We start from the raw sequence: 25,803 nt of genomic DNA on the forward strand, positions 1-25,803 counted from the left end.
TCATCACATCCAAGATGATTAGGTCAGGGTTTACTTGTTTGGCAACTTGTATTGCCTCTTCCCCATTTTGCGCTGTAGAGACCTGATAACCTTCACGATTTAAGTTGAATGCAATTAAATCCAAGATATCCTTTTCGTCATCAACAATTAAAATCTTTTGTTTCGAAGAACTCATTTGTCTTATTTTTTTGCTAAAATATGAACAAAATGATAACAATCGGTTAATCTAATGTTACCAAATTATTAAGTAATATTTCAATTAACAATAACACATTGATTACTTAATTGTTTTCTTCAGAAAATCCGCTAACTCCTCGCCACGCAGGTTCTTCGCAATGATAATACCGTTTGGATCGAGGATATAAGATGTAGGCAATGCCTTCACCCGATAATCAATTACAACCGGTGAAGTCCAAGCTTTTAAGTCAGACACATGGGTCCACGTAAGTTTATCGTCTGCAATAGCCCGCATCCACGAACCAGGGTTATCGTCAAATGAAACAGATAGAATATCGAAACCTTTGGAATGATAAGCATTATACAACTTGACGAGGTTCGGATTTTCCTGACGGCAGGGCATACACCAAGAAGCCCAAAAATCCACTAAAGTATATTTCCCTTTGAAACTGGATAGCTTTACTTCCTTGTTAGAAGGTGTAAAAGATGTAAGTTCCGGCGCCGGCTGACCAATAGCCATTTTCTTCAGCTTCTGAGTTTCTTCCTTAAACTGCGTTACATATCTATTTTCGTTAAATTCGTCTTTGATTTTGTCCGCATAAGTAATAATTTCAGCTTCAGCTACTTCAGGATCTAATGTTGAGATCGCATAGAATCCAGCCAAATCATTGTGCTTATTGGAAAAATCGACTGCCTTGCTGGTATAAGCGCGGAGTTCACTGGCGAATTTGGCCTTATATTCAGCGCGAAGCTTTTCTATTTCATCTGCAGTAGAATTCGCTGTTAATTTAGAGAAAACACCCTGTAGGGAATCCTGTATATAATCACGGTGATTTCTTTCTTTAGCGAAAGGTTGTATGGTTTTCGACAATTCAGATCCTTCGACTAAATAGTCGTTGACATCTTTATGCAAATCCGCTTTAAAAGAAATTGTTTCACCCGGGGAAGCAATCAGGTCATAGCGGTTTTTACCAACACGTAAGGACAACAGCCTCGATTGACTGGCCTGGCGCACAAACTGAAATTTATTATTATCGCCAAAATACATTGAATCCAGCTTAGTATCACCTTCGTATAAAGAGACAACTTTTATGTTACCCGGGTTTTCAACATTACCTTCAATAGTAAATTGCTCTTTATTCTGGCAACTAAACATCAATCCAACCACGCCCATTGCTAAAAAAATCACCTTCTTCATTGTATCTAATTTTAATGAACACTAAATATTCAACAATTTATGGTTGATAGTGCCCTCGATTTCATTGTAAATGGATGAAACTATCCCAGTTATTAAACCTATTTACAAATTGAATAGCCAGGATAATTTAATCGTATAAAATTAAAGACGAAACATTCAGTGCGCTTGAACGATATTCCTCAAGTATCCTAATTGTCCGATCCTCATCGTAAATTTAACTTAAAAATTCCCTTGCACGTTCAATGGCTGCCTTTAGTCCTGCAGAATTCTTACCGCCTGCAGTCGCAAAAAAAGGTTGCCCACCGCCACCACCTTGGATATCTTTTGCCAGATCACGAACGATATTGCTTGCATTTAAACCTTTTTCTTTTGCTAGATCATCTGAAATAACGACAGTTAAACTTGGCTTCCCATCGAATTCAGCACCGATAACTAAGAACAAATTATTGACAGCGCCCTTTACCGCGTACGCTAAGGTCTTAACCGCTTCTGCATTGGGCAGATCAACCAGCGTCGATAAAAAGTTTATATCACCAACCTGTTCGATTTTCGCCTCAAGATCTGATTTCAACGCCAAAGATTTTTCGGTAATGCTTTTCTCTATTTCTTTTTTCAAGGCTCCATTTTCATCGATGATTTTACCCAAAGCCGATACAAAATCCTTTGGATTATTCATGAGTTCTTTCAAATGCTGTACCAATTCAAAATGCTCACGGATTACCGCTGCAGAACGCGACCCTGTAATCGCTTCAATACGACGTACTCCAGCCGCCACAGCAGACTCCGAAACAATCTTAAAGAATCCAATCTGACCTGTTGCTTTCACATGCGTACCCCCACATAGTTCTTTGGAGAATTGGTCTTCAAAAGTAATCACACGAACAAAATCACCGTATTTCTCGCCAAACAAAGCCGTGACACCTGAGTCCAAAGCCTGTTGATAAGGTATATTCCGTTCTTCTTTTAATGAGATATTTTCACGGATTTTAGCATTCACAATATCTTCGACCTGTTTGATCTCATCTTCACTCATCTTTGCAAAGTGAGAAATATCGAAACGTAAAATATCAGCATTCACCAATGAACCTTTTTGATTAACGTGTGTACCCAATACCTGTTTTAGTGCCGCATGCAACAAGTGGGTTGCAGAGTGATTATTCTCCGTATCCAATCGTTTGGCCTTGTCAACCTCTGCAATAAAGGTTCCATTCAGGTCCAATGGCAATTTATTGGTAAAATGAACGAAAATTCCATTTTCCTTTTTGGTATCCGTAATATAGATCTTTTCGCCTGTTTCCTCCGAAATCAATTCACCAGAATCACCGACTTGTCCCCCTCCTTCAGCATAAAATGGACTGACAGAAAGTACCAATTGGTATTGCTCCTTATTTTTTGCGACAACTTTACGGTATTTCACGACTTCTGTTTTTGCCGTCAATGTATCGTAACCTACAAATTCGAAGCCCTCATCATCATTAACAACAACCCAGTCACCGGTATCGATCGCTGTCGCCGCCCGTGAACGGTCCTTTTGAATTTGAAGCGCTTGTTTAAAACCGTCCATATCAACGGACAAGCCTTTCTCCCGCGCTAGTAATTCAGTTAAATCAATTGGAAAGCCATACGTATCGTATAATTCAAATGCAAAATCACCATTGATAACATCATGATCTTCCACATAATTTTCAAATCGCTGTACACCTGTGGACAAGGTTCTTAAAAAAGAAACTTCTTCTTCCAGTATTACTTTCTGTACAAAATCCTGCTGTTGAATCAATTCGTCAAATACACCACTGAATTGTGCCGCCAATACTGGAATAAGCTCGTTAATAAAGGGTGTTTTGAATCCCAAAAAGGTGTAGGCATAACGTACAGCACGGCGTAAAATACGACGGATAACATAACCTGCTTTATTGTTGGATGGCAATTGTCCGTCTGCTATCGCAAAACCCACCGCTCGAATATGATCAGATACCACGCGCATCGCAATATCACTCTTCTCATCCACGCCATATTTGATTCCTGATTTCTCTGCAATAAAATCAATGGTTGGTCTAAAAACATCCGTATCATAATTTGAAGTCTTACCTTGAATACATCTAACCAGACGTTCAAATCCCATGCCTGTATCCACATGTTTCGCAGGTAAAGATTGAAGCGATCCATCTTTCAGGCGATTAAATTGCATAAAGACCAGGTTCCAGATTTCAATCACCTGCGGGTGATCGGCATTGACCAAACTTTGTCCGGAAACCTGAACACGCTCTTCAGTGTTACGCATATCAAAATGGATTTCAGAACAAGGGCCACAAGGGCCGGTCTCTCCCATTTCCCAGAAATTGTCCTTTTTGTTACCTAGTAAAATACGGTCTTCGGCAATCCACTGTTTCCAGAAATCAAATGCCTCCATATCTCTTTCCAGACCTTCACTTGCGTCGCCTTCAAAAATGGTTACATATAAACGGTCTTTATCGAGTTTATAGACTTCGGTCAATAGCTCCCAAGCCCAGGCAATAGCGTCCTTCTTGAAATAATCTCCAAAGCTCCAATTTCCCAACATCTCGAATAGCGTATGGTGGTAAGTATCTATACCAACTTCCTCTAAATCATTATGCTTACCTGAAACGCGCAAACAACGCTGCGTATCGGCTACACGTGGAAATTTAATTGGTGCTTCACCCAAGAACAAATCCTTAAACTGATTCATCCCTGCATTGGTAAACATCAATGTCGGATCATTTTTTACAACTACTGGTGCTGAAGGTACTATCTGATGCCCTTTGCTTTTAAAAAAGTCTAAAAAGGCCTGACGAATTTCTCTACTTGTCATTTAATTATCTAAAAATATGTGCAAACTTACTCAAATTTGGCCTGTTCTGCAATGTGCAATGTGAGATAAATAACCTAGGCTCAGCGATGTTAATTGAGCTTCAGCCCTTATTGCACTGACTTTTCAAACAAAAAAATCAGCACTTAAAATTCAGAGCAACAGAATAATCTTATTTTAAAGATGACAGTAATCACAAATACGCATTAAACACAACATTTTAAAAGCATTAAATATTATTCAATTTTGTGCCATTAGGATTAAAACTAATACGTTAAACAATAAAAACATTTTGACTATAGTCATTCACAATTGCATTTGTTTTATTACATTTGATAGGGATGGAGAATCTCAACAAGGATACTTTTTGAAATAGCTCTCCGTATTAAAAAGAAATTAAGACAAGATAGTTAGATAAAATTCCTTCCAATGAAAAAAAACATTCTACTACCGGTAGATTTTTCGACTCATTCAAACAATGCGGTAAAATACGCTGTGGATCTCGCCACAAAAAAAGGCTATAGCATCCACCTTTACCACAATTACACTTCAGCTTCTGCAGTATTTGAGGAGGAAACAGGTCCCATTGGCAAACGAAGTCCTATATTTAAAGCTGATCTACTAATTAAGGATCTTGCTCAGCAAATAAAATTGGTTAATGCTACTCTCGAAGTAACCACCCAATGCGAGCGCGGTATGATCACCGAAACATTGCCTGAGATTGCCCTACCTGACCACTATGATTTTGTGATCATGGGGACAAAAGGTATTACAAATGATGATAGCCAGCTTATTGGTAGTACAACCTATGTCATTAGCAAAAAAGCAAAAATTCCAGTTTTGGCAATTCCAACAGAAGCTTCATTTGAATCAATCGATAAAGTTGGTTTACTATCCAATTTCAAGGAAGAAGAAGTGCAGACAGTCCAAGACTTTGTCAATATCATGGGTAAGGATTTTGAGTTGAAGCTGATGCATGTCCATTATGACCATTCCTCAGAAAACCGTATAGAAGATAAATTGGAGGTGTGGAAATATAAGATCAAAAAACACATCGGTGTCACCNNCACCAATATCGCCATTGAAGTCGACTCAATACAGGGCGATATTGAAGATTTGGATACTGTGCCTGAAGTCATCAACGAAATGATCCATTCGGAAAAAATCAAGATATTATTGGTAACGCGTTCGCGAAAATCCTTTTTTGAACGTGTTTTTACCAGATCAGTGGCAAAAGCATTATTTAGCCACCCTTTAGTTCCAATATTTTTTACCAAAGCATAATTAAGTATATCACTATGTCTAAATTGTTAATACCAGTAGATTTTTCTGAAAATGCAAAAATCGCAGCGGCTTATGCAGCCCAGATCGCTCAGGAAACTAATGAAGAAATTACTCTTTTTCACTCCTTCACTTCACATATCAATAAGTTCGCAAATGCGAAGCATTTAGTAGACCCGACCGAAGAGGAGGCTCATCGTAAGATGGAGGAACTTGTCGCCGAACTTCTACAAAAATATCCTTCGATAAAAATTTCTACCTTGTTTACGAACGGAATCTTAGCAGAATCTCTGGAAAAACAAGAGATAAAAGATAGTTATCGAACCGTGATTATGGGAACAAAGGGTGTCACCGGACTTGAATCTGTACTGATCGGAAGCAATACTTACGACGTCATTAAAGAATCAAAAATCCCTGTATTAGCGATTCCAAAAAATGCCGTAGAATTAAAAAAAGATAACATTGGTTTGCTGACAAATTTTAAACCGGGTGAACTTGAAGTTCTCAAACAAGCAATTCCTTTATTTGGAAAAAACTTCCATTTACAACTTATCCATATAAACAAAAGCGAACTAGAAATCAATGTATTAGGACCAAAACTCGAAAAATGGATTGCGCAAATTATTTCCGAAACAGGCATAGAGGATATATCGTATATTGTCAAAGCGCCGAGCTATTTTGCAGGTTCAAGAGAGAACATTGCCAACGGAATACATACGATAATCAGGGATGAAGATATTGATGTGATTTTGATTACAAAAAGTAGAAAAACTTTTTTCCAAAACATTTTTACTGAGAACATTGTTAAGCACATGGCTTTCGAAATTGAGGTGCCAAACTTTTTCGGTCGAGTGGATTGACCAAATAATTTTTGGCAAATTTATTGTAAGAGTAGTCAATGAGTTAATTTAACAAGAATTTTATAGTAGAAAATTTTACAAGAACACATTATGAAAATTTGCCTTAAAAAATCAGGGTTACTAATGGCGGCAGGAATTATCTCGACCGCATCCTTTGCACAAAGCGCAAACCAATCATCAATTGAAGGCACTACTCCATTTGGTCCGGCAACACAATACAGGACTTGGTCCATCGGTGTAGGCGCCGGTGTTACCAGCTTACAGAACATTGCTAAGTTTAATAATGGCGGGTATGACAAATTGGACTGGAACCTAGGTTACAGCGCCTATATCAAAAAACAAATTTCACCTTCATTCGGAATCAAGGCAACTTACTTCGGCGGAAAGACCTCAGGCTATGAGAACAGTGACAAACAAACAGGATTTGAAACAAAGACACCTTGGTCAGTTGCCTTATCTGGAGAGTTTATTGCAGCCAACACAAATTGGCGGTTTTTCAACAGTTTCATTAAACCTTACGCATCGATTGGTGTTGGGGTAATGAATGCGGAGACAGCTGCAATTGCTGACGGAAATAGAGCTGAATATGGTGATTCCTATTCTAAGATCTACGTACCGGCAGACTTCGGTTTAAAATTTGCCGTTGCCAAAGGAATCAACTTCGAATTGGGCTATCAATTGAATTGGGCAAACCAACGTTTCGACAATCGTTACAATACAAATCCGCCACAACAATATAAAAATGACTTGTTCACCTATGCCCACGCAGGTCTAGAGTTTGCTTTGGGTAGTGGCAGCAAACCGGCATTGAGCAATTCAAACCCAGTAGCGACCTTAGTGAATGATTACACTGTAAAATACGATGACTTAAAAGCCCAAAATGATGCATTAAATGCAAAAAATCAAGCACTACAAAGTCAATTGGATGGTTTGAACAGTGATCTGAAAGATGATGACGGTGACGGTGTTGCAAATAAATACGACAAATGTCCAGGCACCCCTTCTGGTGTACAGGTAGATGGATCAGGTTGTCCGATTTTACTGAAAAACGAAACTAAAGTTGTAGAGAAAGTTGTAGTTACAGAAGCAGACAAGAAAGTTGTTGCTGATGCGATCAAAAATTTAGAGTTCGATTTGAGCAAATCAACGATCCGCCCTACTTCTTATGCAACATTGAACAAAGTTGCTGAATTGTTGATCGAGAAAAACTTTAGCTTGAAGTTGGCAGGTCATACCGACAACACAGGTTCACGCCAATTGAATATGCGTTTATCCAAAGAGCGTGCTGAGTCAGTGAAAGCTTACTTGGTATCTCAGGGCGCAAACGCTTCACGTATTGAAGCTACAGGTTACGGTCCTGACCAACCGATTGCATCCAATAAGAATGCCGCTGGTCGTCAACAAAACCGTCGCGTAGAGTTTACACTTTATTAATAGCTAATAGATTACACAAAATAAAACGGTATTTTTTCAATAAAATACCGTTTTATTTACCCATTGTCATATTTAAACTACAAACCGATTAGGAATTTAATTTTTAACCTATTACTTTTACCTCGGTTTACACAAACAAATTCTATGAAACTAAATTTACAATTAGCACTTGCGTTTGCAACTGCAGGCTTATTCGCCAATTCCGCTTCTGCTCAGAACACAAAGGTAGCATCAATAGAAGGAACGACTCCTTTTAGTTCAGCTACGCAGTATAGAACATGGTCAATCGGTATTGGTGCAGGGGTAACAAACCAAACTAATATCGCTGGTTTCAACCGCGAAGGTTATGATGATTTAGCATGGAACCTAGGTTATAGTGCCTACATCAAAAAGCAAATCTCCCCTTCATTTGGCATTAAAGCGACTTATTTTGGTGGTAAAACAGGCGGAGCATTCAAAAATTTCGGTCCACAGTCATTTGAAGCAAAAACACCCTGGTCAGCAGCTTTATCCGGAGAATTCCTAGCGGCCAATACAAACTGGAGATTTTTCAATAGTTTCATCAAGCCTTATGCATCAATTGGTGTCGGCGTAATGAACAGCAAAACAACCTTGACTACTGGTTCTACATCAGTGGAAGCTGATGGTATCAGTAAAATATATGTACCGTTAGACATGGGATTGAAATTTGCAGTTGCTAAAGGGATCAACTTCGAATTGGGTTACCAATTGAACTGGGTTAACCAAAACTTCGATGGTATTCAAGGTGGTCAATATAAAAATGACTTATTTACCTATATCCACGGTGGTCTAGAATTTGCTTTGGGTAGCGGTAGCAAACCGGCATTAAGCAATTCAAATCCAGTAGCAACCTTAGTAAACGATTACACTGTAAAATACGATGACTTAAAAGCCCAAAATGATGCATTAAACGCAAAAAATCAAGCCTTACAAAGTCAATTGGATGGTTTGAACAGTGATCTGAAAGATGATGACGGTGACGGAGTAGCAAACAAATACGACAAATGCCCAGGTACCCCTTCTGGTGTACAGGTAGATGGTGCAGGTTGTCCGATTGTCGTGAAAAACGAAACTAAAGTTGTTGAGAAAGTTGTTGTTACGGAAGCTGACCGAAAAGTTATTGCTGATGCGATCAAAAACTTAGAGTTCGATTTAAGCAAATCAACCATCCGCCCTACTTCTTATGCAACATTAAACAAAGTTGCTGAATTATTGATTGAGAAAAACTTTAGCTTGAAATTAGCGGGTCACACCGATAATACAGGTTCACGTGAATTGAATATGCGTTTATCCAAAGAGCGTGCTGAGTCAGTGAAAGCGTACTTGGTATCCCAAGGTGCAAACGCTTCACGTATCGAAGCAACAGGTTACGGTCCTGACCAACCGATTGCATCCAACAAGAATGCCGCTGGTCGTCAACAAAACCGCCGTGTAGAATTTACGCTTTATTAATCGATATTTTTCGATTCATACAGTCGAAAGGCATCACCTAATTGTGATGCCTTTTTTTATAAATATAGCAGACTAACTTGCGCAGTAATCTTTGTGTTTAAAATAAATAAACATGTGAACAACAAAAAGATAACACCGATAAGAGTCACATTATCCGTATTTTTATTAAGCTAAGATCTTAAAAAATGCGTAAACCACAAGCTCTTGTTTTGACCCTTTTTTCATTGATTTTTTCCGCCTGTGAAAAAGACCCGCCTCTGAACGAACCGGGGTCAAATGAAGCAGTCAATGAATGGACGCTGAATCAGATGCGGCAATACTATTACTGGAATGATAAAATCAGACAACCAAACGACTATCAGCAAGCTCCAGATCTATTTTTTAAAGGTCTCTTATTTCAAGATGACCATTACTCCGGCATATTGCAGACACTCAACAGCGACACCTATGGTAATACTTTAACGAACACTTTTGGGTTCGATATGGTGCAACTCCAAACAACCGGTAAAACCATCCAGCTTGTCACCCAAGTTGTTCCCTTCAGCGAAGGGGATTTAATGGGACTCAAAAGGGGAGACAGCATCACCCACATCAACAACGAGCCCATTGATCACAGCAACCTGAAATCGCTACTAAGCAAATCCTTGCATTTACCGGCAATGCAATTGAAGCGAAACGATGGCAAACTATTTAATCTGCCCGCTTCCTATATTTCGCAACCCGTCCTCTATAACGCCAAGCTCATCTCCTCCTCCCCCAAAGTAGGCTACATGTTTTTAAGTCAATTTGATTTTAGCGGCGCTTATCCCTTATTAGAAGCAGTTCAAAATTTCAAATCCCAACAAGTGCAGGAACTTGTTATCGATTTACGTTACAATCCAGGTGGCCAAGTCGCTTTTGCCGCGTTTTGCGCACTCTTATTGGCAGATATCAAAGAAAATGACATTTTTGCCAAATACCAAGGCAACAAAAACCTCAAAAATAGAGAAGACAGCTTTGCAGCTGCACTGCAAGGACAGCCCGATGGCTATTCATTTATGGCAACGGACATTGTAAAGCAAGGTTTACATTTAAAAAGAATCTATATGCTCACGGGACCAAACACAGCATCTGCATCCGAAATGTTAATCAATGGATTAGGCCCCTATATACAGGTGATTCAAATTGGAGACAAAACGTACGGAAAGGATATGGCTTCGAGCACCATATCCACCCCCGAAGAAATCCATGGTACAGGACGAGCCTGGCATTTGATCCCTATGATCTATAAAATCTATAATAAAGCGAACCAAGGAGATTACGGTAATGGAATCGCTCCACAGAAAGTGACGGATGAATTTGCTTTCTTGCCTTTGGTTCCCATAGGGGATACTAGAGATGCTTTAATACAGCAAGTATTACAAACAATTCGCAATAAAAACCTCAGAACAAGAAGTGCGGTCAATACAATAGGAAAAACGAGCACTTTAACGCCAAAATATATAGGCAGCAGTTATCAGACAATACCCATTGAAGTTAGCGCACAGGACAAGGCCGAAAAATAGCTTCGTCAGTGTGCGCAGGAATTTAATGAAGTAATGACCATGCGGAGATCAGCGCCAGTTTGCCCGTTTTTGGCTAATTTGCGAAGCGAGCGGGACAAGATTTTGGAACGGATAGCACGTTCCTTCGATTCGTAATCCCGCACTAGTCCTTCCAATTGTTGTAATAGTTCCCTATATTGACTATACAGCTCATTCAGATTTGTAAATTCTCCACGCAATTTGTAAAGCACTTCCGAATCAATGACATGCTCTACATCCCGCTGAATTTCCAGGGCAATCGCTAATAGTTTTTGATGTTTTAAATCACTGATTCCTTTCATAATAAATTTATTTGGATTGGTTCGATTTTTACCCAAATTATTGACTATACTCTTCTTCAATCGCTAATTCTACTTTTTTAACCAGATATCAAACAATTCAAAACCGGGTCCATCAAGAAAAGTCACCCAATCACGATCGAAAATTACATCGGGCTCTTTATTAGGAAGATATAAAATAGAGATCGGTTTATCTACATTTAATCCTCCAATAAACACATAGGCTGTTTGCCCATTGACCAAGAATGGCTTGGCATCTTTATCCAGTACCGTTGCTCTTAAATATGAAGATCTTTCAAATGGTATCTGAATAAAGCTGTCTGGTATTTGATCACTTATCAAATCAGTAATCAAAAGAGGTTCATCATCATACACCATCTTTTCCTCAAATGTGTTTTCATTAAAAACCATTGTTCCACTATAAATAGCCAGGCGTATCGGTTCACTATTTGGAGAAATAATCTTATTGTAATTCAATATTTTGACTTGAAAATTCCCCGGATTTGGTTCTGATCCATCTAAGGGATTCTCCCCAACTACTAATGTTGGGTCTATGGGACTTTTGGGATATACTCCAAAAATATTGCTTCCACTTTTTAACGCCAGACGTTGTTCCAACACGATTTTCTCATCATCACCAAAAGCAATCACATCAGAAGTATCTTTATTCTTATCAAAGAAAAAAAGATAGTTAGCTTGATCCTTATCATATTTAGTGTATTCACCATCTATGGATATCCTTTTTATACCTAAATTTTCACCCGAATAAGCTTTAAAAGACACGCGTGCCAGTTGCCGCTGATCTTCAATGACCTCCCCTTTTTGACAGGAGGACAACACACATCCAACCCATAGAGTTACAAAAAAGATAAATATATTTTTAATCATATATAAAGTAATTAGGAAAGTGAGCCATAGAAATGGCTCACTCAAGAAATAAATATTAATAAGTTTTTGGCGCAAATTGAGCCCAACCAGCAGTCCACACAGTATTTGTCGGGTGGAATGCTCCTTTATAGGTTGTAGTTCCATCACCATATGCTGGCGAAGTCGACAACGGTCTTAAGACAGCCGGGTTGAATGCAGTTGCTGTTGGATAAAAGATATTAGCAGCGCCAGCCAATTTCAAATACGTTGTTGCATCCGTTGAAACATTTGTTTGATTTCCAGCTGGTGTTGCACCACTGAAAGCTGCAGTATAAGCATGTACAACGTTACCCGTAAATGTACCTGTTGCGCCATCTTGGAATGCAGCTCCTGTTGCATAACCTGCGATAATCGAATTTTGAATATCATACTGTGAAGCTCTTCTCCAACGGTTACCAAATTTCAGTTTTGTACCAGCTACAGTAGCATCCTTAATTCCCAGGAATGTAAAATTTTTCAATACCGGGCGAGTCTTGGGCGTCGCTGCATATGGTGCCGTACCTTCGTTATCCGACTCCAAACCATTTGAATCCGAGCTACCGCTTGATGTGCTATTTGTAGAATTAGGATCCTTTAATGATAAGGCATATTGAATTGTTCCTGTATAACCATGATCGAAATCAAAATCATCATCGTCGTTTGATGTAGCCACGAGATATTTCGCATTGACAGTACCACCAAAGAATTCGAATCCATCATCTTTACCCCAAGATACTTGGATATTTTCTAGCGTCGTACCAGTACCAACACCACCTAAAGTTAGTCCGTTGATTTCGTTATTATTATTAAGATTGTAACCTGCAAATTCAATCCGTACATATTTCAATGAGCCTGAATTATCTGCAGCATTTGCGCCACCATATGACACATCAGTTCCTATTGGCTGTGGCAATCCTTCAATTTTTGTTGTTGTAGGTTGGTTTGTTGTTGCGCTACCCAATAATACAACACCACCAAAATCACCAGGATTACGAGATCCCGCCGCGTTTGGAGAAGTAAATACGATCGGTGCAGAAGCTGTACCGTTAGCAATTAACTTCGCTGTTTTTGGCACAACCAATACCCCTTTAATATGATGTGTCAATCCGGTCGTTTGATCACTGTAAGCTTTTGTTGCTCCCGAAGTAATATACGTGCCTGGTAAAATAGTTAATGTAGTACCTGGTTTTACGAAAGCAACGCCATCAATTTTCCATACCGTATCCGCAGAGAGAGTTGTCTTGGTAATAATACCTGCGGCATCGGTTGGAATAGTTGCTTGAGGTTTGTTGGGCAAACCAGCATTCAAATCTGAATTAGGTTCTACGTTGTCTTTGTTACAAGAAGCCAATGCGATTGCGCATACGCTTGCTACTGTTAAGATTTTTTTCATTTTGTGTTAAATAATTACTAGTTTTGCCATCACAAGATCATTTTTTAGACTATGCACCCTATGGGATAGCATTTCATAAGGCTGCATAGTTGTTTTCAATCACCCGTTTTTTGTTTCTATTTTATCTTCCTGTTGTGCTATTGGACAAACCCGGAACTCATTTACATTATTAAGGGGTGACATGAAACTGCCTCGCGCAGTTATATTTTACATAACTCTCAAAAATTGTATGTGAATGAAAGATTAAATCTTCTTCCATCTTTTTTGCGATAGGTTATAATATCACCGTCCGCTTTATTGTATCTATTATCCCCTTTTAATTTCTCAATTGAATATATCCCGTTTTCATTTCCTATATTATATCCTTCGGTATTCTGATAGTAACGTGTCCAGTCATCAAGCAGATTGGCCATATTTAACTTAGCTTCTAACTTGTTTTTAAAAAAACGTGCATATATTTGAAAATCTAATTGCTTTGGTGCCAATTCGTATTCTATCCTATTGGGATTCACTGAGGTAATATTCGTTCTATAGCCCCTATGGTTATAACTAGCAGTCGCTCCAAAAGAGTCCCCCCAATAGCCAATTCCAAAATTTAACAACCATGGCGACTGACCAATCAAAGGACGATCCTGATTAGGAGATCTATCTTTGATCCTATCTGGCAACTCCTTTCCGTCAACAATCTTATACTTCCACGAACTCAGTACATTTACTTTAGAACTTAAAAATGTTGTATTTGCTGAGATAAAAAACTTAGTGAGCCAATCTTTATCACCTATAAAACTTAAATTTTTACGGATTTCAAATTCTATTCCTTTATTTCTAGCAGATTCCATATTATTAAAAACATAATATGCACCACCTGTAAATGACTCATCTTCCACCAATTCAATGGGTTTATCCAGATATTTATAAAATCCAGTTAAGGATATAATTTCTCCAGGACTTGGATACCATTCCAACCGCAGATCTGCATTATCAATAAAGGTTGATTCCACATTATCCCCTGAAATAATCGCATCCAGTTCAAAGTCATAAAATCCAAAAAAACCTGTTTCTCGAAAATCTGGACGGATTGCGGTTTTTGAATAGCTAGCTCGAACATTAAAGGTATTGGTCACACTATAAGTAGCATTAATGGATGGTAAAAATTTCCAGTTATTTTCACGCACTAGCAATTTGTACTTTATAAATTTATTTATGTCATCATTCGGATCACCATTCTGCTTTCTAAACATTTCATCTTGGCGATTTTTCAGGTTATAATACTCTGCACGGACGCCATACACCAAGCGTAATTTATCCCAAAATTTCTGATCCAACATAAAATATCCAGCATGTGATTGCATACTTCCATCATATACGTTCCCTCCAATGAGCTCAGGGTAGTAATAAGCCTGCCCTACATCATTTCCAATATTCTCCGGAGAAAACAATACATCATAGGGCGCTTCAATTGCAGGAGCTGGTTTTGAAGGATCATTGGGCAAATAAGAACGAGTAAAAGGTAATAAACGGAATATGGAAAGATCACGTTGCTTGGACCAGCCCTGATAGCCAATTTTGGCTAAAGTGCTAACTGATTGCCCTTCTCCAAAGATGCGGGAAAATGCCATAGCCCAATTATAATCATTCTCATTAATCTGTGTCCACATCCGGGAATCTTTCCCTAGCACAGATGAATTAGACCATCCTGAAATATTTAGTAAATTTGGAGTTTGAAACATATATTCACCATCCATTACAGTTGTCAATCTATATCTTAATTTTCGTTCATCTAAAATCTGTTGTTTGATTTTATTATAAGCAAACATTCCTTCGGCTTTAATCTTCCAAGGCAGTTTATACTCACCACTTATCTGGTGTTGTTGTAAGGACATTGCTTCTGGCAACTGATATTGATTTTTTGCAGGAGCATTACTAAGGTCGGCGAAAGCTGCTCGAATATTTTCATTATAGGTATTATTATAAGTACGGGCATACATATTTTTGAATGCGAGCTTAAAATCCTTCCCCTGTAGCCCAAAATTTGCGACTAAACCACCACTGCTACTAAAACGATAAGAAGTGCCAGCTCCATTTAAGCCGATTCCTGTACTGTCAATGTAATGTGCTCCATTAATAGCGGATCCTCTCACATTATTGAAGGCTACAATATTCTGTTCATTTCGAATATTCGTAGAAGCAGAGAAACCAAACAATAATCCATTTAAAAGATTATATCGTCGCCCCAATGCAAACCGAAAATTTTGATTGGGATTGGCTTTATAACGATATAGTTTCATAGCGTCTGCATTGACCTGTTTAGATTGGGATATTGCATCAATGTCATTATACTTGAGATTTGAACCGGGCATTAAAGATTCTTCATTTAACTTTGGATCGTTCAGTACATACCCGGGAGGCGCATCCAGACGTCGGGCTTCACCATTCCAATACCAAGGCAATATCCCTTCAGGTTGTTTTGAAGTAGAATGATTAAAACCAAAAAATTCAGATGCTTTCCGCTCCCCAAGACGATAAAAGTCTTTGCCTGTTGTACGGGAATTTCCGCCTATACCATATTGTATTGTCGTAAAATCCTTCTCCGGAATATCTAATGTATTCACCGAAACCTGTCCGCCCGAGAATTCAGCGGATACATCTGGTGTTGCCGTTTTATTGACCACTACCGAGCTCACCATTTCTGTTGGGATAATATCAAAAGAAAAATCCCGTCTATTCTGTGAAGTACTTGGAATCACGACCCCGTCCAGCATGGCCTGATTGTAGCGGTCCGACATACCCCGTACAATGACGTTCCGGTTGTTGACCGTCGTCACTCCGGTAACACGTTTCAAAACCTGTCCCATATCATTGTCTGGTGTACGGGCGATTTGTTCAGCCGAAATACCATCGGTCACCGAAGCTGCGTTCTTTTGTGCTGCATAAAGTCCCGCTACGGAAGCTTTTTTAAACGATACGCTGACAACTGCCGTTTCCAACGCATTCACCTGTGTCTTCATGGCAATATTTAGCCCTGTCCGTTGTCCAGCCTGTATTTTGACCCCCTCAATACGTTGGGTCTGATAAGAGAGATAACTGACTTCCAGTATGTAGGTTCCCGGTTCAGCATTCAACACATAGCTACCATCGATACCGCTCTGTGTTGATTTATTGGCACCGATCAGTTTGATGCTGGCATTGGCCAAAGGCTGACCGCGATCATCAATCACTTTACCTGCGATACGCCCATCCTGCTGTACCGGTTTTTCGACCAATGTAATATAGACCCCGTTGTCACGCGCCATCAAGTTCGTTTCCTTGAGCAGATAATGCATGATATCCCGGACACTGTGGCTTTTGAAAATTTTGGCATTGACCTTTTTCTTTGCCAGAGTATATTTCGCTGCATCGAAAGCGATATGAATATTTTGGGATTCCAAACGCTCGAAAGCCGCCGGAATATTGGATTCATTAAAAGAAATTGCGATCTTTTTATTGAGTAACTGGCCGTATGCGCCCGAAGCAAAAAGCATTTCGGCCGACACGATCGAAAGAAGTAAACCTACCAACGATGTCCTTATCATAAACTTAATATCGTTTTGCGTAACGTATTGCTTAAATTTCATAAATTTGTATGCGTATATAATATCTCTATAAGTTGTTGTATATGTTATTTATACCACCTCCAAATGGTGTATGATTCAGAGTTGACGATGGCCGTCGTCAGCTCTTTTTTTGTCCCCGAATTAGTAAATATGCACTATCCCGCCCTCCTTTCTGGATTTGTTGTGATGAATTGCTTTGATACTTTCCAGGGTTGCCGTCCAGGAGAGCTGCTTTGATATCGGCATGCTATAACGTTGTTGGGCAATCCGCTGGTCGCCAGCTTTAATATCCACATCATAAATATTTTTAATCGCCAGTGCCAATTCTGCAAAACTGCTTTGCTTAAGGTAAACTCTTCCCTCAATCCAGCTATTACGTGTCGTCAGATCAAAAGCCGCCTGATTGCTATGGTGGTTATTTTTGGAATATCGGACCTCTTCGCCACGAGTTAACACACCCAACGGATGATTATTGGCCGTGACCTGCACTTTACCTGTAAATACAGACACCGATATATCATCCAATCCCGTGTAGTTTTTTACGGTAAACGAGGTTCCCAAGACCTTTGTCTGTACTTGTTGGGCATGCACAATGAAAGCCTTTGCAGAATCTTTCTTGACCTCAAAAAACGCCTCTCCAGCAAGAAGCTCTACAACGCGGTCCCTCCTGTCGTAAGAAACTGTATCCAATTTAATTTTCGAATAGGCATTCATTACAATGATTGATCCGTCGGCCAAAAGTACCCGTTTACGCTGTGAGGCCCCGGTTTCAAAAATCCGGTAACCCGGTTTTAAATGCGTTTCTTTTGCGATTAAATTAAGCTCGTGCTGTTGTTTCCAAAATAAAATTCCAAGACAGAATACCAAGCCTGCGGCGACTGCCCCACTCCAATAGCTGATTTTCCGAATCGCTGATTTTTTAGGAGCTGTATTTCCAATACGTTCTTGTATGCTATTCCACAACCGAACCTCATCTATCTCCTCTACAGGAAGTTCTTCCTGATCGAGCGTATCGTACCAGCGATCAATCAGAGACTGCTCAGCCTTGTTGGCTTTGTTCTGCTGATATCTATAGATTAAGGATTCAAAAATTCTTCTTTTCACTTTTTTACTTGCTGTTTATATACAAGTCTTCAAAAAAGCCAGAAAGTACTTCAAGAAATGGTTAATGTTTTATAAAAGAATTGTTAAGTTGATTTTTTATTCCTGCGACCGCCTTTAAACGTACAATCCTTACTTGGAGAGTTCTTCCAGAACAAAAATAAGCAGGAGTGTAAAGCTGCCATTTTGGACATTTTGATAGCCGGTTATCGCTTTCTTCAGTCTTTTGGACGCTTCCGTAAGGTTATTTTTCACGGTTTGTTCAGAGAGTCCCATCCGCAGTGCTATTTCACGAATTGATAGATGCTCCCACTTCAACAAAAGTACCTGCCGCATATTATGTGGCATAATTTCGAGTTCATCTTCCAGCATCTTTTCAAGCATGAGGTAAGTTTCAAGTTCTTCTGGATGATGCTGTACGTAATCAAAAACATGTTTGCTCCAATGATCCAAGAGTTTGTCTTTTGCCTTATTGGAATTGAAAAAATCGATAATCTTATATTTGAGCATTCCTTTTAGATAGGCAGGAAGATTCATCTGGATATCGATCGTATGACGTTTTTCCCAAAACTGGACAAACAGTTCCTGGAGCATATCTTCTACATCCTGCGCATCAAGAATACGCCGGGCAGCATGTTGGTAAAGATCTTTCCAACAATACTGATATAATGCAGCGTAAGCAGTTGTATCATTACGTTCTTTAATAGCCCGCAGCCACTGTTGATATATAGTTGGTATCTGATCCATACTAATATCAAAAATAAGGTTGGAATATTAAGTTTCTATTAATAAATGAATAAAGAAAGCACAAAGAAGCAAAATAGTTTACAATCAAAATAATACTTTTCAGCTTACCATTAACTATACAGCGCAACTAAAGTTTTTATCCCCTTAATTTGAAATTCTTCAATCTCATTAAAAATCAATCATTTAAATTCTTTGATTATTCAAATATTATTTTTACCTTTGCAACGCCTTAGGCAATAGTGCCTATTGTATATAATATTTCATGAACCCATTTTTAGAACTGGGAATCCGTGAGGAAGTTGTTAATGCCATCTCAGAATTAGGTTTCGAAAAACCTTCTGAAATTCAGGAAAAAGCCATTCCTGTTTTATTGACTGGTAACGACGATTTTGTCGGATTAGCCCAAACTGGCACAGGAAAGACCGCGGCATTTGGTCTTCCATTATTAGAGCAATTAGACTTTTCTCAAAAACACCCACAGGCATTAATCCTTTGCCCAACCCGGGAATTATGTTTACAAATCTCAAAAGATTTAGAAAAATTTGCTAAATACGTTGACAACGTACATGTTGTTGCTGTATATGGAGGTGCAAATATCTCAGACCAGCTACGTCAAATTAGACGTGGAGTGCAAATTGTAGTAGCGACCCCAGGTCGTATGTTGGATATCATTGGCAGAAATGCAATTGATTTTTCAAATGTTAAGTATGTTGTGTTAGATGAAGCGGATGAGATGCTCAATATGGGCTTCAAAGAAGACATCAACAACATTTTGTCAGAAACTCCTGACGAGAAAAAAACTTGGTTATTTTCGGCGACAATGCCTTCCGAGGTGCGTCGTATTGCGAAGAATTATATGACCGATCCTGTTGAGCTTACTGTAGGTACAAAAAACACAGGTAACGCCAACATTGAACACCATTATTATTTGATCAAAGCAAAAGATAAATATGCTGCGTTCAAACGTATTGTGGATTCAAACCCTGATATCTTTGGTATCGTATTTTGTCGTACAAAAATTGAAACACAGGATATCGCTGAAGCGTTGATCAAAGATGGTTACAATGCAGACTCGCTGCACGGTGACTTGTCTCAACAACAACGTGATAAAGTAATGAAACGTTACCGTGACCGTAGTTTACAATTATTGATCGCAACAGACGTAGCAGCTCGTGGTATTGATGTAAGTGATGTAACTCACGTAATCAACTTCTCTTTACCTGATGAAACAGAAAACTATACGCACCGTTCAGGTCGTACTGCCCGTGCAGGTAAAACTGGTATCTCTCTTTCATTGGTAAACGTAAAAGAGCTCAGCAAAATCCGTCATCTTGAAAAGATCATCGGTAAAGCTTTTGAGAAAAAACAAGTTCCTCAAGGTGCTGAAGTTTGCGAAAAACAATTGTTCTCTATCGTTAAGAAGATTGAAAACGTAGAAGTAAATGATGAACAAATCAGTCCATTCTTGCCTGCAATTATGGAGAACTTGGAATCTCTTTCAAAAGAAGATATTATCAAAAGATTTGCTTCTCTTGAATTTAACCGTTTCTTAGATTATTACAAAAATGCACCTGATTTAAATATCGAAGCCCGCGAAGGTTCTCGTGAAGATCGTGGTGACAGACGTGATGGTCGTTCTCGCGAAGGTTCGAAAGGTTATACACGTTTGTTTATGAACTTAGGTTCAGTAGATGAATTCTCTCGTGGAGACATGTTAGGCTTTATCTGTAACAATGCGAATATCTCAGGAAAATCTATCGGTAAAATTGACTTAAAAGGTGTGTTTACATTCTTTGAAGTTCAAGATGCTGAAGTAGAGAAAGTATTCCAAGGATTCCAAGGTGTAGATTATAACGGTCGTCAAGTACGTATCGAAGTATCTGGAGACGCAAAAAGCGAAGGCCGTGGTGGTGACCGAGGAAGAAGTCGTGGTGGTGACCGTGGCGGAAGACGCGAAGGCGGATACCGTGGTGGTGATCGCGGCGGAAGACGTGAAGGCGGATATGGTGGCGGTGACCGTGGCGGAAGACGTGAAGGCGGATTCAGCAGCGAAAAACGCGACCGTGGCAGCAATGGCGGAGGTTTCCGTGATTTCTCAGGTAAACGTAAAGAATCTAAAAGCAAATACTAGATTTAGTATTTAGATAAAACCTATAAGGACTCTGATTTGGAAAGCCCCGGCTTTGCAGATCAGAGTCTTTTTCATTTATAATTCCCCGACGCATCCACAACCAGTTATACTCCTCCCCTTCTCGCTAGTTTCATGCGCGATATTCCATTTCCCAACTGCTTTAATCTCCTCAAAAATCCGTAAATTAGCTCAATTATACGAACGGGATTTCCATCATGCTAACAGCAACACGATTATTTGATTTAGCCTATCTGCAACAAGAAACTGCGCCCGGCTTTCCTATGTTTTCCTACAAAAACGGAACAAATTGGGTAGCGGTAAGTAATACAGACTTTATCGAACAAGTCAATCAGGTATCCAAAGGTCTGATTGCATTAGGTGTTCAAGCAGGAGAAAAAGTTGCTTTAATCAGTGAAAACCGTATCGAATGGAATATTCTTGATTTTGCTATCCAGCAGATCGGCGCTGTCGTCGTAGCAATTTACCCCAATATTTCTGAATCAGATTACAGGTATATATTCAACCATGCTGAGATCAAAAATTGTATCGTAAGCTCCAGAAAATTATACACTAAAATCACTTCGATCAAAGACTCTTGCCCGCTCCTGGAGCATATTTTCACCTTAGATAAAGAAGCGGATTTACCAGATTGGCAGCGTTTTGTAGCTACTGGAGCTTCTGTGACTGATGAGCAGGTCCAGGTACTTCGAAATGCCGTCAATACCGATAGCCTGGCTTCAATCATTTATACATCGGGTACAACCGGAAATCCAAAAGGAGTAATGCTGGTTCACCGGAATCTATTGGCCGATACCATGAGCAGCGAATACTCCTTCCCTGTTGAACGTGGCGACCGAGCACTTTCCTTTCTCCCGGTTTGCCACGCCTACGAACGTGTATTCCAATACGTCTATATGTATAAGGGATTGACAATCTTTTTCGCTCAGTCGATGGACACCATTGGAGAAGATTTCAAATCAGTGCGACCTCATATTTTCTCTGCCGTACCGCGTGTGCTTGAAAAAGTGTATGAAAAAATTAAGGCCAAGGGTGATCAACTGACCGGATTAAAACGCAATATATTTTTTTGGTCGCTTCGTATCGGTGAACAATATACATTGGAAAACCGTTCCTGGTGGTATGACATTAAATTAAGTATTGCACGAAAATTAGTCTTTTCGAAATGGAGAGAGGCATTAGGCGGAGATATCAAAGGTATCGCATCGGGCAGTGCAGCTTTACAGGAAAGATTAATTCGATTATACATGGCTGCCGGAATACCGATATATGAAGGCTATGGTTTAACTGAAGCAGGCCCCTGTATTGCTGTAAACTGTTTTAAAAGAGGGATGAAAATCGGTACTGTCGGTCTGCCACTGATCAATATAGAAATCAGACTTGCCGATGATGGGGAGATTCTCACCAAAGGTGAAAACAATATGATTGGCTACTATAAAAATGAAGAAGCCACTGCTGAGGTCCTAAAAGACGGTTGGCTGTATACAGGAGATATCGGTCAATGGGTGGACGGTAAATTTCTCAAAATCATCGACCGTAAAAAAGAAATGTTTAAGACTTCCGGCGGAAAATACATTGTCCCCCAACAGCTTGAGTCCAAGATTGCGGAATCTTCTCTGATTGAGCAAGTGATGGTAATTGGCGAGTCACAGAAATTCCCCGCAGCCCTTATTGTTCCAAGCTATGTCAATCTGTTGGAATGGAGCAAGGACTCCTTCCCTTCGTTGGCCAATCTTCCGAAAATAGAATTCCTGAACAGTCCAGAAGTTAAACAGCAGATCGAATCCGAACTCAATCGCATCAATCAAAATTTTGGCAGTTGGGAGCAGATCAAGAAATTTGCGATTATTCCGAATGAAATGACGATAGAGACAGGCGAATTGACCCCCACCTTAAAGATGAAGCGGAAAATTATCCTTCAGAAGTATGCGAAAGAGGTGGACGAAATCTACAAAATAGAAAATCAAAAAAAATAGCCTTGTCTTTGACAAAGGCTATGTTATATTGTAGATTTTTTGTACTTACGACTTCTTCGGCAGACGTTGACGAATTGCCTCATAGATCACAACCGCAGCCGATACAGACACGTTAAGGGATCCTATTTCGCCATACATTGGTATCTTGGCAAGATTATCCGCGATACGAATTAAATCATTTGATACACCGACATCTTCAGCGCCCATAATGACACAAGTAGGCGCAGTATAATCCACGTCATAGATGCTTGATGTTGTTTTTTCCGTACTAACAACCAGTTGTACGCCTGAATCTATTAAAAATTTACCCACTTTAGAAAGGCTGTCGTGACGACAGACCGGGATTTTATATAGCGCACCAGCTGATGTTTTAATTGCATCCGGATTTATTTCAGCAGACCCTTTTTTAGGCACAATAATCGCATGCACACCTGAACATTCTGCCGTACGTGCAATAGCCCCCATATTACGGACATCAGTCACCCCGTCTAACATCAAAAGCAAAGGAATTTCACCCTTCTCATAGATCTGCGGTAAGAGATCTTCAATATTTTGATAAGTAATTGGCGATATAACCGCAATTACCCCTTGATGGTTTTTCCGTGTGATACGGTTCAGTTTCTCAATAGGTACCTGCTGAAAAGCAATATCATGTTCTTTCAATAAGGACTTCAATTCCAGAATCAGACTACCGCTTAATCCGCGTTGTACAAATAACGATTCAATTTCTTTACCACTATCAATCGCCTCAATAACGGCACGGATACCGAATACCATCTGATTTACTTCACGTCTTTCGCCGTGATCGCGATCACGTCTCTGAAAATTTCCTTGCATCATAAAACTAAATATTACCTTCCAAATAGAAGAGATTGCAAAGGTACAAAAATTAACAGGAATTGGAACGATTGATTAGCTTAAACCCAAGTTAAACTCCTTACGCAAAGTATCCAAAAGTGGATTTTTGCTCACCATAGCCTGATACTTTTCCTGGGAGGTGTATGGTTTACGGGAAACGGTAAATTCCATCATAACCCCTTGGAGATCGAGTGCAAAATTTTGCAGCTTGACGCGAAGGTAGTTCAGCACATCAACTTTCGCACTTTGCAATACATCCATCTGTACACCATTCTCCACATCAATCTCGATCAATGTGCCCTTCAAGCGAGGTTGCGTAGTCGTCATCATGGTATACAGGTTGATCTTATTTTCCGCCTTTAACTGTTCGGCATAGGCATTCCAGATCACTATAAACTGATTAAAGCTAATCTCACGCTGCTCTGTCCCTCTTATCAATTCTGGTTCATCCCCCTCTTTGGCAACAGAATTATTGTCATAAATAGTATTCAGATCGGGCAACGATGGAATAATCGCTGAGGCTGAGGATCCCCATCCACCTTTTTTGACTTTTGGGGGCACGTTTGAAGCTCCCTCATTTTTTACTTCGGGTTTAATGGCTGCTGCCGGAGCGTTGGACGTTACTGGCTGTGCTGTGGATCCTGGAGCCGAGGTCGGTACAGCCGATACGGATGCTATATTTTGCGTAGCATTTCCAGAAGGCACTGCCCCAGAAGGAGTTTCCTTAGGTTGTGAAGCTACTGGCTCAGGGAGTTTTTTTTTTACTCCTTCAGCAGCCGAAGGAATCTGTACAGAACCAAGCTGACTTAATTTAATGGCATTTGCAATGTGGCACATTTTCAACAAGGCAAGCTCCACCTGCAAACGCTGGTTCTTACTTGTCTTGTAATTTATTTCACACTGGTTTGAAATATTCAAAGCTGAAAGAAGGAATCCCGAAGAAGCTTTCTGAGCTTGCTGTAAATATTTTTGACGTATGCTATCGCTTACTTCCAATAATTTTAACGTAGCAGGTTCCCTGGCCACCAGCAGATTGCGAAAATGCGCTGACAAACCAGCAATAAAATGACTTCCGTCGAAGCCATGGTTCAATATCTCATTAAATGTCAATAGCGTTTGCGCAGCATCTTCAGCCAAGATCGCGTCTGTTAGCTTGAAATAATAATCGTAATCCAGAATATTCAGGTTATCGATTACAGCCTGGTAGGTTACGTTTTTATTGGAGAAGCTGACGATCTGATCAAACATGGACAATGCGTCCCGAAGACCACCGTCTGCCTTTTGGGCAATGATATGCAAACCATCTTGGTCATAAGTTATCGCCTCACGATCGGCAATCTGTGCGAGGTGACCTGCCATGTCCTCGACTTTGATCCGGTTGAAATCAAAGATCTGACAGCGTGAAAGGATCGTGGGTAAAATCTTATGTTTCTCCGTTGTAGCCAGGATAAAAATCGCATAAGAAGGCGGCTCTTCCAATGTCTTCAAAAAGGCATTAAAAGCAGCCTGTGAGAGCATATGCACCTCATCGATGATATAGATCTTATACTTTCCTGCCTGCGGTGGTATACGGACCTGATCAATAAGATTACGGATATCATCTACCGAGTTGTTGGATGCAGCATCAAGTTCGTGTATACTGAAAGAATTACCGTTTTGAAAGGATTTGCAGCTATCGCATTCGCCACAAGGCTCTGTCCCTGGCAAAATCTGTTCACAATTTATTGTTTTAGCCAAAATACGGGCACAAGTAGTTTTACCAACACCCCGTGGCCCACAAAATAAAAATGCCTGCGCCAACTGATTGTTGTGAATTGCATTTTTTAAGGTACCAGTAATGTGTTGCTGACCTACAACCGAATCAAAGGTAATCGGGCGGTATTTACGTGCAGAAACAATAAAATTATCCATTGCACGAAGATACGGATTTTAAAAAAGAAAATGGAGAAACTAAAACCTAAAAATCACA

General features: G+C 39.7%; 18 protein-coding genes. 7 read left to right on the forward strand and 11 right to left on the reverse strand.

The features are described from left to right. The 3 genes from B4A24_RS09355 to alaS all read right to left on the reverse strand — a co-directional run. The coding region (locus B4A24_RS09355; protein ID WP_293944717.1) for a response regulator at positions 1–175 on the reverse strand (175 nt) is incomplete at its 3' end. 102 nt (positions 176–277) lie between these two features. Further along, positions 278–1,375: a TlpA disulfide reductase family protein gene (locus B4A24_RS09360; RefSeq protein WP_293944521.1), complete on the reverse strand. Its 1,098-nt coding sequence runs from the start codon at positions 1,373–1,375 to the stop codon at positions 278–280. A gap of 214 nt (positions 1,376–1,589) precedes the next feature. Continuing rightward, on the reverse strand, positions 1,590–4,205 hold the full coding sequence (gene alaS / locus B4A24_RS09365; RefSeq protein WP_293944522.1) for an alanine--tRNA ligase: 2,616 nt from the start codon (positions 4,203–4,205) through the stop codon (positions 1,590–1,592). Between the two features lie 426 nt (positions 4,206–4,631). Between alaS and B4A24_RS09370 the strand changes: the two genes are divergently transcribed. From B4A24_RS09370 to B4A24_RS09390, 5 genes are all read left to right on the forward strand, one after another. After that, the gene (locus B4A24_RS09370; protein ID WP_293944523.1) at positions 4,632–5,486 is read left to right on the forward strand and encodes a universal stress protein; all 855 of its coding nucleotides are present in this window, start codon (positions 4,632–4,634) and stop codon (positions 5,484–5,486) included. Between the two features lie 14 nt (positions 5,487–5,500). Further along, entirely contained in the window at positions 5,501–6,343 is an 843-nt protein-coding gene (locus B4A24_RS09375) for a universal stress protein (protein WP_293944524.1), read from the forward strand. Between the two features lie 90 nt (positions 6,344–6,433). Further along, complete coding sequence (locus tag B4A24_RS09380) at positions 6,434–7,777, forward strand: OmpA family protein (RefSeq protein WP_293944525.1); 1,344 nt, start codon at positions 6,434–6,436, stop codon at positions 7,775–7,777. A gap of 144 nt (positions 7,778–7,921) precedes the next feature. After that, positions 7,922–9,250 carry an OmpA family protein gene (locus B4A24_RS09385; RefSeq protein WP_293944526.1) on the forward strand — a complete coding sequence of 443 codons (1,329 nt, stop codon included), beginning with the start codon at positions 7,922–7,924 and terminating at the stop codon, positions 9,248–9,250. Positions 9,251–9,435: 185 nt separating this feature from the next. Then, the gene (locus B4A24_RS09390; RefSeq protein ID WP_293944527.1) at positions 9,436–10,794 is read left to right on the forward strand and encodes a S41 family peptidase; all 1,359 of its coding nucleotides are present in this window, start codon (positions 9,436–9,438) and stop codon (positions 10,792–10,794) included. 5 nt (positions 10,795–10,799) lie between these two features. On the opposite strand, the gene B4A24_RS09395 is transcribed toward B4A24_RS09390, so the two are convergent. From B4A24_RS09395 to B4A24_RS09420, 6 genes are all read right to left on the reverse strand, one after another. Next, on the reverse strand, positions 10,800–11,114 hold the full coding sequence (locus tag B4A24_RS09395) for a hypothetical protein (protein WP_293944528.1): 315 nt from the start codon (positions 11,112–11,114) through the stop codon (positions 10,800–10,802). Between the two features lie 69 nt (positions 11,115–11,183). Further along, positions 11,184–11,999, reverse strand: coding sequence for a hypothetical protein (locus B4A24_RS09400; RefSeq protein ID WP_293944529.1), 816 nt, complete (start codon positions 11,997–11,999; stop codon positions 11,184–11,186). A gap of 55 nt (positions 12,000–12,054) precedes the next feature. Next, a complete protein-coding gene (locus B4A24_RS09405; RefSeq protein ID WP_293944530.1) occupies positions 12,055–13,410 on the reverse strand; it encodes a hypothetical protein in 1,356 nt (451 codons plus the stop codon). A gap of 218 nt (positions 13,411–13,628) precedes the next feature. Then, positions 13,629–16,982, reverse strand: coding sequence for a TonB-dependent receptor (locus B4A24_RS09410; protein WP_293944531.1), 3,354 nt, complete (start codon positions 16,980–16,982; stop codon positions 13,629–13,631). Between the two features lie 162 nt (positions 16,983–17,144). Further along, complete coding sequence (locus B4A24_RS09415; protein WP_293944532.1) at positions 17,145–18,107, reverse strand: FecR family protein; 963 nt, start codon at positions 18,105–18,107, stop codon at positions 17,145–17,147. Positions 18,108–18,236: 129 nt separating this feature from the next. Then, positions 18,237–18,851 carry an RNA polymerase sigma factor gene (locus B4A24_RS09420; protein ID WP_293944533.1) on the reverse strand — a complete coding sequence of 205 codons (615 nt, stop codon included), beginning with the start codon at positions 18,849–18,851 and terminating at the stop codon, positions 18,237–18,239. 262 nt (positions 18,852–19,113) lie between these two features. Here B4A24_RS09420 and B4A24_RS09425 point away from each other — a divergent pair, with 262 nt between their 5' ends. Further along, positions 19,114–20,982, forward strand: a complete 1,869-nt coding sequence (locus tag B4A24_RS09425) for a DEAD/DEAH box helicase (RefSeq protein ID WP_172395602.1) — start codon at positions 19,114–19,116, stop codon at positions 20,980–20,982. Between the two features lie 215 nt (positions 20,983–21,197). Continuing rightward, complete coding sequence (locus B4A24_RS09430; RefSeq protein WP_293944534.1) at positions 21,198–22,976, forward strand: AMP-dependent synthetase/ligase; 1,779 nt, start codon at positions 21,198–21,200, stop codon at positions 22,974–22,976. Between the two features lie 45 nt (positions 22,977–23,021). Here the strand turns inward: B4A24_RS09430 and rlmB are convergent, their stop codons facing one another. Together rlmB and B4A24_RS09440 are read right to left on the reverse strand one after the other, a co-directional pair. Then, on the reverse strand, positions 23,022–23,816 hold the full coding sequence (gene rlmB, locus B4A24_RS09435; RefSeq protein WP_409456473.1) for a 23S rRNA (guanosine(2251)-2'-O)-methyltransferase RlmB: 795 nt from the start codon (positions 23,814–23,816) through the stop codon (positions 23,022–23,024). A gap of 72 nt (positions 23,817–23,888) precedes the next feature. Then, positions 23,889–25,745, reverse strand: coding sequence for a DNA polymerase III subunit gamma/tau (locus B4A24_RS09440; protein WP_293944535.1), 1,857 nt, complete (start codon positions 25,743–25,745; stop codon positions 23,889–23,891). Between the last annotated feature and the right edge of the window lie 58 nt (positions 25,746–25,803).

The organism is Sphingobacterium sp. UBA7249 (assembly GCF_002472835.1).
Lineage (GTDB): Bacteria > Bacteroidota > Bacteroidia > Sphingobacteriales > Sphingobacteriaceae > Sphingobacterium > Sphingobacterium prati.

Coding starts and splice junctions, on each gene's coding strand:
- B4A24_RS09360 (WP_293944521.1), bottom strand. CDS start 1,375: ATGAAGAAGGTGATTTTTTTAGCAATGGGCGTGGTTGGATTGATGTTT.
- B4A24_RS09395 (WP_293944528.1), bottom strand. CDS start 11,114: ATGAAAGGAATCAGTGATTTAAAACATCAAAAACTATTAGCGATTGCC.
- rlmB (WP_409456473.1), bottom strand. CDS start 23,816: ATGATGCAAGGAAATTTTCAGAGACGTGATCGCGATCACGGCGAAAGA.
- B4A24_RS09380 (WP_293944525.1), top strand. CDS start 6,434: ATGAAAATTTGCCTTAAAAAATCAGGGTTACTAATGGCGGCAGGAATT.
- B4A24_RS09425 (WP_172395602.1), top strand. CDS start 19,114: ATGAACCCATTTTTAGAACTGGGAATCCGTGAGGAAGTTGTTAATGCC.
- B4A24_RS09405 (WP_293944530.1), bottom strand. CDS start 13,410: ATGAAAAAAATCTTAACAGTAGCAAGCGTATGCGCAATCGCATTGGCT.
- B4A24_RS09385 (WP_293944526.1), top strand. CDS start 7,922: ATGAAACTAAATTTACAATTAGCACTTGCGTTTGCAACTGCAGGCTTA.
- alaS (WP_293944522.1), bottom strand. CDS start 4,205: ATGACAAGTAGAGAAATTCGTCAGGCCTTTTTAGACTTTTTTAAAAGC.
- B4A24_RS09420 (WP_293944533.1), bottom strand. CDS start 18,851: ATGGATCAGATACCAACTATATATCAACAGTGGCTGCGGGCTATTAAA.
- B4A24_RS09410 (WP_293944531.1), bottom strand. CDS start 16,982: ATGATAAGGACATCGTTGGTAGGTTTACTTCTTTCGATCGTGTCGGCC.
- B4A24_RS09440 (WP_293944535.1), bottom strand. CDS start 25,745: ATGGATAATTTTATTGTTTCTGCACGTAAATACCGCCCGATTACCTTT.
- B4A24_RS09430 (WP_293944534.1), top strand. CDS start 21,198: ATGCTAACAGCAACACGATTATTTGATTTAGCCTATCTGCAACAAGAA.
- B4A24_RS09375 (WP_293944524.1), top strand. CDS start 5,501: ATGTCTAAATTGTTAATACCAGTAGATTTTTCTGAAAATGCAAAAATC.
- B4A24_RS09400 (WP_293944529.1), bottom strand. CDS start 11,999: ATGATTAAAAATATATTTATCTTTTTTGTAACTCTATGGGTTGGATGT.
- B4A24_RS09390 (WP_293944527.1), top strand. CDS start 9,436: ATGCGTAAACCACAAGCTCTTGTTTTGACCCTTTTTTCATTGATTTTT.